Raw genomic sequence first — 12,732 nt, forward strand, 5'->3', positions numbered from 1 at the left:
ATCTGGGCGGCCGACTGCATCGTGGACTTCGGTCCGGGACCCGGCAGCCGAGGTGGTCGGGTGGTGGCCATGGGCGACTTTGAAGAGGTCATCAAAGTGCCGGAAAGTCTCACCGGTCAGTATCTCTCGGGTCGTAAGGCGATCCCAATTCCCACGCAGCGCAGGTCCCCGACTGAGAAAAAACTCGTTATCCGCGGCGCACGCCACAATAACCTCAAGAATATCGATGTGGAAATCCCGCTCGGGTTGTTCGTGTGTGTGACGGGTGTGTCCGGCTCCGGAAAGAGCTCCCTGGTCAGCGACATCCTGGTCGAGGCACTGAACATCGAGTTGAACGGCGGAACAGGTAATCCCGGCGCGTTCGACAGCATCGAGGGATTGGAATACCTGGACAAAATGATCGCCATTGACCAGTCGCCGATCGGGCGGACGCCGCGTTCCAATCCCGCCACCTACATCAAGGTGTTTGATGATATCCGGAAATTATTTGCTGACTTGCCCGAGTCGCGGCTGCGCGGCTACAAACCGGGCCGATTCAGTTTCAATGTGGCGGGTGGTCGATGCGAATCCTGCGAGGGCAACGGTGCCACCAAGCTGGAGATGGATTTTCTGGCTGACATCTGGGTCACCTGTCCCGTCTGCGAGGGAAAACGTTTCAACCGGCAGACACTCCAGATCCGCTACAAGGGCAAAAATATCGCCGATGTGCTGGACATGGATGTTCGCGAGGCCCTCGAGCTTTTCGAGAACATCCCACCCATCCGGCATAAGCTGGAGACGCTTCACGCCGTCGGGCTGGACTACATGAAGCTCGGCCAGCCGTCACCCACGCTTTCCGGCGGCGAGGCTCAGCGAATCAAGCTCGCCCGGGAACTGACCAAACGCAGCACTGGCAAGACGATTTACATCCTCGACGAGCCCACCACTGGACTGCACTTTGCCGATATTGAGCTGCTCCTCAAGGTCCTGCACAGCTTTGTGGATGCCGGCAACACCGTGATTGTCGTCGAGCACAATCTGGAGGTCATCAAAACCGCGGACTGGATTATCGATCTGGGACCGGAAGGCGGTGATGCGGGAGGGTATATCGTGGCCACGGGGACACCGGAAGAGGTGGCCCAGGTGGAGGCATCCCATACAGGCCGCTTCCTGCGTCACGTCCTGGCCGGGCATACCCTGCCGGCGCTGAACGGGAAGAGCAAGGAACGCGAGGAGTTCTTCCGTAGTTTGAAGGCCCGTACCCGCAAAGCCAAGCCCATTCGCGCCATCACCATCCGTGGCGCCCGCCAGCACAATCTCAAAGGCATCAACGTGGAGATCCCGCGGGATCAGCTCACCGTGTGCTGCGGAAGAAGTGGCTCGGGGAAAAGCTCCCTGGCCATGGATACGGTGTACGCGGAGGGGCAGCGCCGCTATGTGGAAAGTCTCAGTACCTACGCCCGGCAATTCGTCAGCCAGATGCAAAAGCCCAAGGTGGATCATGTGGAAGGGCTTTCCCCGGCGATCGCCATCGAACAAAAGCACGCGGCCAACACGCCGCGTTCCACCGTGGGCACGGTCACGGAAATCTACGATTACTTCCGCGTCCTCATGGCCCGACTGGGTCAGCCCTACTGCCCCCAGTGCGGAATTCCCGTGGGAACGCAGGCGGCCGATCAGATCATCGCCAAGGTGATGGCCCATCCCGAGGGCACGCGGCTCTTTCTCCTTGCCCCGCTCGATCTCCGCGACGGTGGCGATGTGAACCAGTTGTGGGATGAGCTTCGTCGCGGGGGATTCACCCGGGTTCGCGTGGACGGGATCATCCACAGTTTGGACGATCCCCCACGTATCGACCGCCGCCGTCAGCACGCGGTGGAGGTGGTGGTGGACCGAGTTGTCGTTCGCCCGGACCAGCGCGACCGCATCGCGGGGAGCGTGGAGATGGCGCTGTCGCTGGGCGACGGCGTCATGATCGTCCTCTATCCCAACGAGCGAACGCCGGAGCAATTCTGGAAAACAGTGCGGCATAGCCAGCACTTCGCCTGCGAAAAATGCGGTCGTAGTTTCGAGCCGCTGTCGCCCAACCATTTCTCCTTCAACAGTCCTCTGGGATGGTGTCCCGGGTGCGAGGGGCTGGGCAAGGAAGTCGGCGCCGATCCTGCCGCGCTTGTCCTCAATCCCAAAGCGACTCTCCGCGAACAGGCCCTGGCCATCTGGCCGACTCACGACGAGCCGCTGTCCCGGGCGGTAGTGGAAACCCTCTGCCGGGAGACAGGTATTCCCCTCGATGTGCCGTGGGAGGAACTCTCCGGGATCGCCCGGCGACTGATCTTCCACGGAACGGGCGAGCGATGGTTTGACGTGTGGCAGGAAGATTACGAGCGGATTCGTCGCGAAATGCGCGGCGAGAAGTCGGACGAAGCACCGTCCGGCAACGAGTCGGCCGAGGGCCGGCGGATCCTCCTGCGGTTCCAATACAGGGGACTGTATCCCACGCTGGAAACAGTGACTGCCACGTCCCCCCGACTGCGTGCCGCGTTCCAGGACATTGTGGCCGAGACCGAATGCACGCTCTGCGGCGGCAGTCGGCTGCGAGACGACGCGGCGGCGGTCCGTTTCCGGAATCGCACGATCGACGAGTGGTGTCGGCTGCCGCTGGGACGCCTCCTCGAGGAGGTCCGCTCGTGGCAACTGACGCCCCGGGAACAGGAAATCGCCGGGGACATCGTCCGCGAAATCGTCAGCCGTGTGCAATTTCTGGTGGATGTGGGGCTCGATTATCTGACCCTTGCCCGGTCGGCCCCCACACTGTCCGGCGGAGAATCGCAGCGTATCCGCCTTGCCGCACAGGTGGGAAGCGGTCTGTGCGGCGTCCTCTACGTGCTGGATGAGCCGACGATCGGCCTCCATCCTCGCGACAACCACCGTCTCCTCGCCGCCTTGCGGAAACTGCGTGATCTGGGGAATACGCTCCTCGTTGTGGAACACGACCGGGAGGTTATCCAGGCGGCGGATCATCTGCTGGATTTTGGTCCCGAGGCGGGCGACAAAGGGGGCGAGATCGTCGCTCAGGGGAGGCCAGCGCGGGTCGCACGCAGCCGCGCGTCCGTCACCGGACCGTACATTTCCGGCAAAAAGGCGATTTTCACGCCCAGCAACCGGCGGATGCCGTCCTGGTGGCCCGGCGAACCCGGTTCACTCATTCAGGAGTCCGTGCCCGGCCAGTCCGTGTGGCGAGCATTCCGCACACCCGGCGGCGGCTGGCTGGAAGTCCACGGCGCACGCCATAACAATCTCAAAAACATCAGCGTGGCCATTCCGCTGGGGACCTTCACCGTCATCACGGGGGTGAGTGGCAGCGGAAAAAGCTCGCTGGTGGAAGACGTCCTCTATCACGCCCTTGCCCGGCATCTCCACCGTGCCAACACCGTCCCTGGAGAATTCGATCGCCTTCAGGGTGTGGAGCTGATCAACAAGGTCATCCGCGTCGATCAGCAGCCGCTCGGTCAGACCCCCACGTCCACCCCTGCCACGTACACCGGGGTGTTTGACAAGATTCGCGATCTGTTCGCTCAATTACCGGAAGCCAAACGCCGCGGCTTCACCCGGCGGCGGTTCAGCTTTAATGTGCCCGGCGGCCGATGCGAAAAATGCGAGGGCGCCGGACAGATCAAGATTGAGATGCACTTCCTGCCGGACGTCTGGGTGGAATGCGACGCCTGCCATGGTCGGCGGTACGACGCGGAAACCCTTGCCGTGACCTATCACGGAAAATCGATCTCCGACGTCCTTGATATGCCCTGCGAGGACGCCCTCGAACTGTTCAAAAATATTCCCGAGATCCGCCGTATTCTCCAGGTCCTCTGTGATGTGGGGCTTGGGTATCTCAGGCTGGGTCAGCCGGCCAACACGCTCTCCGGTGGTGAGGCGCAACGGGTCAAATTGGCGGCAGAACTGGCACGCCCGGACACCGGACGCACGCTCTACCTCCTCGACGAGCCGACCACCGGCCTCCACTTTGACGATCTCTCCCGCCTCCTCGATGTCCTCCAGCGGCTGGTTGATCTGGGAAACACGGTGGTCGTCATCGAGCACAATCTGGACGTCATTAAATCGGCCGACTGGATCATCGATCTTGGTCCTGAAGCGGGTGAACAGGGGGGACATGTCGTGGTGGCGGGCACGCCGGAAGATGTGGTCGCCTACTCTCGCTGGTGGCAGCGCGAAAAGGGCCAGGCAGAACATGGAGTTCTCAATGGAAAATCGGGGGCGTCAGCGATGCAGCCGCCGTGGCGATCCTACACCGGAGAAGTGCTGGCGCCGGTCCTGGAGAACAGCCCCCGCAAGGAACGCAAGCCGTATGATCCGTACAAAGACCATCTGCTTCCCCTGCATTCACCGGAAACCGAACCCGGCTTGACCCACGTCAAGAGCCCATGGGAAACCGACGGCCGTTCCTGGCACCTCACTCGCTCATCGGCAATGAATGGACGGCCTATTCGGTGGGATCGGGCCATCCTGGAACGACTCATACAATTTCTGGAAAACCACCAGTCCACATTGGTGATCGACTATTCCACGCAGAATGTCATCGAGGTCCGCGCACGAAGACTGCGGGGCCCGTGGTTCATGCACATTTACACGGGGGACGATTTGCAGCTCCGTCTGCGAATCCGAACAGGCCGGCGTGCCGCCAAAATACTCACCAGTTCCCCCAGTTTTCGCCCTGTCCGGCGGACCGTTCCGGAGGCTTCCTCGCCATTCTTGAAGCTCTACGAACCACCGCAGGAAGAACCGCCGCTCCCACCGCCCTCTCTCGCAACCAGGCAGCAGGGCGCCTGGTGCGAGATCGATCTGCGGGTCAGCGAATTGGCGTCGCTGGATGAAATCAATTTCTGGGACTTCCTGGCGTCTGCCATGGAGGACTACCAATTTCTCTGCAGCACCGAGAGCGCACGCACCACCAAGTACGATTTGATTTGGCACTTTGCCCAGAAGGGTATCAAAGGGCGGCTGTTAGGCTGGCAACCTGAACTGCTTAGCCAGATTGTTGGTGGAATCAAAAAGGCCGTGCCCGAGGTGGCGATTGACCCTAACCATAAGAGCATGATCATGCTCCGGCTTGGCCCCTCACAGAAAACGTGGGCGGTCATTTACACCAAAAAATCCGAGGGACTGTTGCTGGTGGTTCGCGCTCCCAAGAATCGGTTCCCCCTCGGCAGGTTGCGAACTCTCTGGAGCGACGTGGAGATCGACGGTAGCCGTTCCAGAGAAGACCGAATCGAATTCTTTTTCACCGGAAGCCAACTGAACAATGCGTCGGCGCTCGGCAAATTCTTCCACGAAGCCGCCGATGCCTTCATCGCGGAACTAATGGAATGACGGTGCCGCCGTGGCGCTCGCGAGGAGGTAATCGTGTCACAATTCACACATACCAAACCCAGATGATCCACCGGAAGAAAGAGGCCATTACCTGATGAGGAACCCCCACCATGGCCAGTGATAAACGTGCGTTGCTCTCCATTCCTGCCCGGGCGCTCTTTCGATTTGCGGTGCCCTGCCATCATTGCGAGACCCTGTGGAACCGGGATGGTGCGAACCTGGATGAATCCTACCGACTGCCCAACCTGGCAGGGCTGGAAGGGGCAACGCCCCCGCTGGAAGTTCGCGCGGGCTGGAACGAGGAGGGCTTGTCGCTGCGGTTCCACATTTTTGACCTTCAGATCGGTCCCCGAGCTCGGCGGATGGTCCACGCCGCCCAATGGATCCACGTATGGATTGACACCCGCGCAGTCCATGATGTGCACCGTGCCACACGGTACTGCCATCGTTTTGTGTTGCTGGCCAACGTGGCGAGCAACCAGGCGATTGAGGCGAAGATGGCGTGGGTGGGTATTCCCCGGGCAAAAGAGGCTCCGAGTCCGCCGCCCCCGGGAAGCTTGAAGTTTCTCGTCCGGGAATACACGGACGGCTATTGCGTGGACATGCTTTTTTTGAAAGATGCCCTGACAGGCTACGATCCGCACGAATATCCCCGTTTGGGGTTCAACTATGCCGTGTGCGATCTGGCCCGCGATCGCGAATTCGTTTTCACGGCGGGCAGACCGTTGCCCTTCGATGAGGACCCCAGCCTTTGGGCCACTTTAGAACTGGTACCGTAAAAACGGACGGACGACTGCTCGTCCAGGAATTTCAACGTGTGTCACAGTGTGGTAGGGGCCATTCATGAATTGCCCCTACCGGTTAAGAATTGCCCCTACCATTTAACCAACAACTGAGCCGAGCACACGGAGCCCGGTCGCTGAAATGCGGTGTTCAAAGGTTGGAATGTGGACCTGACAAGCGCATCTGTGCCAGGAATATCTCGGAGGGGCACGCTTGTCGTGCCCGGCTCCACATGTGGAGTGCGGGGCTTTAGCCCCGCTTTCGGCGCGGGACTTCAGTCCCCGGTGAAACGCGGTGGATGATCGAATCTTAAACGGCGGACCTGACAAGCAGGTCCCTCCGACAAAGCGGACGTGACAGGCACGTCGCAATGAATGCCACCGCCGCGAGAGGTTCTGTCGAAGCCCCGTCCCGTTTCTGCGGCTGAGAAAGACTTAACGAGGAGCCGGGGCAACTCGCGCTGTCGGCCGATCTGTCACGTCGTGCTGCCGGAAGCAGATGGGGTAGGAGCCGGCGGCTGAGCCGGGGCGGAAGGCTGGGCACCGCTTCCCGGTTGGGACGGCGTGCCAGAACCTGCGCCTCCGTTTTCCAGCGGGGCAGGGCCAGGAACCGGCTTTTCCGGCACACGCTGCGTCTCACGAGGAAGTGTCGGCTGCTGCTCGGCAGGGCTTGGGGATTGGCCGGAAGTCGCCGGCGCCGGTGTTGGCTGAGACGGTGTTGTCGTGCTCGGCGTCACTGTTGTGCTCGGCACCGGGCACAGGTCGAGGGGAACCAGGCAGGGATCCACCGGCACCCGGCAAACGACCGTCCGCGGGCGATAGCAGGTGTAGGTCACCGGCACGTATTTCTGCACCGTCCGGGGAACGGTGACCGTCTGCTCTTCCGCGACCATCCGGCACACCTGCACCGGTATCTGTTCGACACGCTCTTCCGTCACCCATTTGTACGTGGTGACGGGGATCTGCCGAACCTGTTCCTCTGCCACCATGCGACAGACCTGGACGGGGACTTTCTTTTCCACTCGCTCCACCACCGGCCGCATCACCGTAATCGGAATTTTGCGGACCTGCTCTTCTTCAACCATGCGGCAGACCTGCACGGGCACCTTTCGCCGCACTTCCTGGGGCTGGTAGGTCACCACTTCCACCGGGACCTGCTCCGTCACCACCTTGGCGACGTACTGCGTTTCGGGCACAACCTGGGCCACGATGTTGGGCTGCCATACCTTGCGGAATTCGTACCGACCGCGATTGTTGGGCACCCAGTACAGTCCGCCGGGTTGCCAGGTGACTGCGCCGGTTATCGGATCAACCACCGGCTGGCCGGCCTGCCAGGTCAACCGGTTCGCGAACAGCCCGGGTTTCAAGACGAGCTGGTCCACATACTGTCCTTGGTCCACGTACTGCGTTTTGTAGGTGACGACCGGTTCCGTGACCGTGCGGTACTGTGTGCGGTACACAATCTGGCGGACCGGCTGCATCACCGTGTAACATTCTTCCCTTTCCTGGGTTTCCCAGACGGGTTTGAGGACCTTCACCCGTTCTTCGCGCTCTGCTGTTTCCTGCACATAGCGGATGACGTTGTAGCTTTCATCCCGATACTGCGTCTCCCAGACGGGCTTATAGACGGTAACCCGTTCCTCGCGCACGCTGGTCTCGGCCACCGGCCGACTGACTGTGTAACGCCGCTCGCGGTACTCCGTCTGCCAGACCGGTTTGTAGGTCACCACTTTGCGCTGTTCGTATTGCGTTTCGCATTCCAGCCGATAGGAGGTGACCTGGACCGGTTCGTACACCGTCTGATAGACGAGGCGGTAGCTTGTCCCTTCGCAGGGCGAGATAACCGCCGAGCTTGTGACAACCTGGCCGAAACTGGCGGAAACTCCCGCGCAGGCAAGGCCCACCGCTGCGATCACGGGAACCAGACGCCGTGTGAGGAAAATTGCGGCCTTCATCTTTTCACCTCATCCAAAGGAATCAGAAGACCCAGGGACACACCCCCGGACTCTGACCTCCATTCCCTCTTGGGCTCGTTTGCACTAGGGACACCGTCACAGACGGTATCTGCACCCCGCGCACAGGAACACCGGGGCACAGTCCCTATTCAATTTTGGGCTGTAATTCGCGGGATGCAAATATTCAAGTTGGCAAAATTTAACGAGTTGCAGCGCAAGTTATTTTCCAGACAGACAATCCGACACAAAGATTTTTTCAAGTTTGGGGCCGCTTGTGCCGACTAATGCAGCGATAACCCTTTCAGGGGGACGATGCGGCACCCACTCTTTTCTTCCTGGTCTGCCCAACTTCCGCCCTCGGTTCCGTGGTAGGGTTTTTGCAAGCCTGGGGCCTGCATCCAGGCTGTTGCCTTGTCGGGAAAGCCCTTCCCCTGCATCACACCTGGAGTGAGCTTACTTTTGCCCGTACAATAAGAGCATAGGTTACAAACCGGCCTTTGGTCGGCGTGGGACGCGTGTTGTTGGACGCTGGCAGTTCCGAGCGATCTCTATGAGTTACGATCCGCACGACTCTTTCCCCCATTCTGGTGACGGTCCGGCAGATTCGCCGAAAAACGATGTGCCTGGTGGCGAGCAGGGGAATCGGTTCGTCCCCGAAAACCCGTCGGAAGCAGCGGACGCCAATCAACCAGGCAGCGCCGCTCCGTCGTCTGAGGAAAATGGCAATACGGCGTCGAATCGGCCTCGGATACTGATCGGTTCGCAACGGGACCCGGCCGCCTATCGCCCCCGGCCCGGCAGGCCCGTCACCCCGGCCCGGCCGCGACCGTCGCTTCCGGAATCTGCTCGCGGCAGCCGTCCGACCGCGTCGCCCGCCGGTGCCTCAGCCGGAGAAAAAAATCTGCCCGATAGCAGTCCGGAAACTGTTCAGGAACAGACGCTGGCCGACAGTCGTCCCGCAGTCTCTGGCGTCGATGTCCGCAGTGACGCGCCGGTGTCCGAACCGGCAGGCGGCGGTGCTGTGACTGCGCCAGCAGCGGATGTTGTCCCGCCAGGTGGTGCCCAGAGCAGCGATTTCACACGATCTGATCAGCCAGCCGAGAAATCTCCCGCACCCGAGACGCGGCCGCCTCGCACTTTTTCGTCCGTGCCGGATTTCCCCGAGGATGAAGAAGAGCATCCCGAAAAAATTCTCGCCAGTGAAATCGACCAGCTCCGGGAACAGGTGCGAGGCTCCGCCCAGATTCTCACACGGGAGGTGGTCCAGGACTTGTTCAACCGTCGGGCGGGTTTGCCGCCTGATCTGGAAAAGGAGTTTGCCGAGGCCCTTGGTGACGTGCCGGTCGAACAACTCATCACGGAAACCACCAGCAAGGTGAAAGTCGGCCAGCTCGAGCCGGAATCCCGCCATGTGGGCAAGGTGCTGGCCGTGCGGGGGGAGAATGTCTTCGTGGAGCTTGGCCTCCGCGAACAAGGGATTGTACCACTCAAGTTGTTCCGGGAACCTCCCGAGGTCGGCCAGTCCGTCGAAGTTCGGGTGGTCCGCTTCGTTCCCGAAGAAGGCGTGTACGAACTCGTCCTGCCGGCGGCTGCGGCCGATGTCGCCGACTGGGCCGACCTGAGCGAGGGCATGCTCGTGGAGGCTCGGGTGACGGGCGTCAACCAGGGTGGTCTGGAATGCGAGGTCAATCGCATTCGGGGATTCATTCCCATCAGCCAGATCGACATCTTCCGTGTGGAAAAACCGGAAGAGTACGTTGGCCAGTCGTTCACCTGCGTGGTCCTGGAAGCGGATCCGCAACGCAAAAATCTGGTGCTCAGCCGTCGCGCTGTGCTGGAAAGGGAACGGGAACAAGCGCAGCGATTGCTGTGGGATTCGCTCACGCCGGGCCAGATCCGCGAGGGCGTCGTGCGGCGACTCACCGAGTTTGGGGCCTTCGTCGATCTGGGAGGCGTTGATGGCCTGCTCCACATCAGCCAGATCGCCTGGGGACGCATCAAGCATCCCAGCGAAGTCCTCCGCGAAGGCCAGACCATCAAGGTCCGCATCGACAAGGTCGATCGCGAGAACCAGCGGATCAGCCTGGGTTACCGCGATCTCCTCTACAATCCCTGGGAGGACGCGGACAAGAAATACGTCCCGCAATCGCTCTGGAAGGGCCGGGTCACCCGCATTATGGATTTCGGCGCTTTTGTCGAGCTGGAGCCGGGGGTGGAGGGTCTCGTGCACATTTCGGAGCTTTCCACCAAGCGAGTCTCGCGGGTGAGGGACGTCGTCAAAGAGGGGGACGAGGTGGATGTTGTCGTGCTGGCTTTTGATCCGCGGGAAAAGAAGATCAGCCTGTCCATCCGTGCGGCCATGAAAATGAAAGAGCCGGAGCCCGCACCACAACCGGAAACCTCCGAAGCCACCACGCAGACCGCCGAACCGGGCGCTCCGCCACCGCCACCCAAGAAGCAGAAGCCGCCCAAGCCGCTCAAGGGTGGTCTGGGAAGCAGTCCCGGGCAGAGTCTGCTCGACTTGTTGAAAAAATGATCGGGAGAGAAAACGAACAGTGACGTCCATTCAGCTCCCCGTTGTTGCCAGTCAATCCTGCGAGGGGACGGAAAACCTCTGCCGCCAGGGTCTGCCGCGCTGGCTGAAGCGTCGCGTTCCCAAGGGCAACGGCAATCATTTCACCGCCCGACTGGTGGAAACGCTGGGCCTTGTGACGGTGTGCGAGCACGCCAAATGCCCCAATCGCATGGAGTGCTACGCCCGGCGCACCGCGACGTTCATGATCATGGGTGAAGTCTGCACCCGGCGGTGCGGTTTCTGTGCGGTGAAAAAAGGCAAGACCCAGCCTCTTGATCCCACAGAACCCCACCGCGTCGCCCAGGCCGCCGCAACTCTGGGGCTGAAGCATGTCGTTATCACCTGCGTGACCCGGGATGATCTCCCGGATGGAGGCGCCGCCCATTTCGTGCGGACGATCGAGGCCGTCCGTGCCGTCACTCAGGCGACGATCGAAGTGCTGCCGTCCGATTTTCACGGGCGGTGGGAGTCTGTGGCGACCGTCGCGTCGGCCAGGCCGGATGTTTACAATCACAACACCGAAACCGTCCCACGGCTTTACGCGACGGTTCGCGGACGCAAGGCTAATTACCGGTGGACGCTCGACATGTTCCGCCGACTCAAGCGGGAATTTCCTGGCCTGTGCACCAAGTCCGGTCTGATGGTGGGACTGGGAGAAACTTACCAGGAGCTCCTCGACACTTTCGCGGATCTGGTGGTGGCAGGGGTGGACATCCTCACCGTGGGCCAGTACCTTCAGCCCACGCCTCAGAATCTTCCGGTGGTGCGATATTACCACCCCGAAGAATTTGATTACCTGGCGGACATGGCCCGGCGCATCGGTTTCAAAGAGGTTTACAGCGGCCCATTTGTGCGATCGAGTTATCATGCGGGAGAAGTGTTCGCGCATCTCCAGAAGCCCGTTCCGGCACCGCACAACCCTGGCAGCGCCGAGTTCGTGACGCGTCCGGGCGGAGAGACTGAGCGATCCCGGTAATAAAGGCGGTGCGTCGATCCAGCGTTGGGTGTGGGAGTTCGGGCATCACCCCCATTGGCGTACGACCACGATTACTTCCGGCGTAAAAGCGCTGGCCACAACGGAAGCGGCGTAGCAGGGAGGCGTCGATGACGCACAGAATTTTCTTCTCGGCGGGTGAACCAAGCGGCGACCAGCACGGCGCGGCCCTTATCGCAGCGCTGCGTGCCAGAGTTTCCGATCTTGTTTGCTGGGGTTTCGGAGGCCCGCGAATGGCTCGCGCTGGCTGCGAGTTGCTCGCCGATCTGACCTCGCACGCCGTCATGGGATTTCTTCGTCCGATCATTCAGCTTCACCACTTTTACCGTTTCTATCGCCAGGCCATTGCAGAAATGGAGCGTCATCGCCCGGACGCGGTGGTGCTCATCGACTATCCCGGTTTCAACTGGCACCTGGCGCGAGCGGCCAAAAGTCGGGGGATTCCCGTCTTTTTCTATGGACCGCCGCAGATTTGGGCCTGGGCGCGCTGGCGGGTGCGGAAGATGCGTCGCTGGGTTGATCATGCCCTCTGCTGGTTGCCTTTTGAACAGCAGTGGCTTGTTGCCCGAGGTTGCTCCGCGACTTACGTCGGGCATCCCTTTTTCGATGAGTGCTCTAGCGCCGTGTACGATAGCGCGCTGCAGGCGCAACTGACGGCTGATCCCCGCCCTTTGCTCACCATCCTGCCAGGTTCGCGCGATCAGGAGGTTCACGCCAACGGACGGGCTATGCTGGAAGTGGCGGCCCGTCTGCGGGAACAAATTCCCAGCTTGCGCGTGGCCGTGGCAGCTTTTCGGTCGGATCAGGCCGAGCTCATGGAACGCTGGGCCCACCAGCTCGATGTTCCCGCCCTCGTTCTGGCAGGAAAAACACCGGAATTGATCCGGTCGGCGACGTGCTGCCTGGCCGTTTCCGGGTCGGTTTCGCTGGAGCTTCTCTATCACGAAAAGCCCACCGTGATCCTCTACCGAATCAGTCCCCTCGCTGCCCGAATTGAAAAATTCGTTCGCCGCGTCAAATACATCACGCTGGTTAACCTTCTCTATCATGGTGGTTCCCAGG

The 12,732-nt window shown here is 61.0% G+C and carries 5 protein-coding genes and 1 pseudogene; 5 read left to right on the forward strand and 1 reads right to left on the reverse strand.

Features of this window, described 5'->3' with window-relative positions:
• Window positions 1-21: 21 nt before the first annotated feature.
• Window positions 22-5,364, forward strand: a pseudogene (locus H5U08_RS02265) (excinuclease ABC subunit A); the annotation flags it as partial.
• Window positions 5,365-5,474: 110 nt separating this feature from the next.
• Window positions 5,475-6,143: a hypothetical protein gene (locus H5U08_RS02270; RefSeq protein ID WP_297029682.1), complete on the forward strand. Its 669-nt coding sequence runs from the start codon at window positions 5,475-5,477 to the stop codon at window positions 6,141-6,143.
• Window positions 6,144-6,622: 479 nt separating this feature from the next.
• Here H5U08_RS02270 and H5U08_RS02275 read toward each other — a convergent pair whose 3' ends face one another.
• Entirely contained in the window at window positions 6,623-8,101 is a 1,479-nt protein-coding gene (locus tag H5U08_RS02275) for a hypothetical protein (protein ID WP_297029685.1), read from the reverse strand.
• A 550-nt stretch (window positions 8,102-8,651) separates the two neighbouring features.
• Here H5U08_RS02275 and H5U08_RS02280 point away from each other — a divergent pair.
• The 3 genes from H5U08_RS02280 to lpxB all read left to right on the forward strand — a co-directional run.
• Window positions 8,652-10,637 (forward strand): S1 RNA-binding domain-containing protein, encoded by a 1,986-nt coding sequence (locus H5U08_RS02280; RefSeq protein ID WP_297029687.1) that lies wholly within the window; start codon window positions 8,652-8,654, stop codon window positions 10,635-10,637.
• 28 nt (window positions 10,638-10,665) lie between these two features.
• Window positions 10,666-11,652, forward strand: coding sequence for a lipoyl synthase (gene lipA, locus H5U08_RS02285; RefSeq protein WP_297029690.1), 987 nt, complete (start codon window positions 10,666-10,668; stop codon window positions 11,650-11,652).
• A gap of 128 nt (window positions 11,653-11,780) precedes the next feature.
• The coding region (gene lpxB / locus H5U08_RS02290) for a lipid-A-disaccharide synthase (RefSeq protein WP_297029688.1) at window positions 11,781-12,732 on the forward strand (952 nt) is incomplete at its 3' end.

It is taken from the genome of Thermogutta sp. (assembly GCF_014359955.1).
Classification (GTDB): domain Bacteria; phylum Planctomycetota; class Planctomycetia; order Pirellulales; family Thermoguttaceae; genus Thermogutta.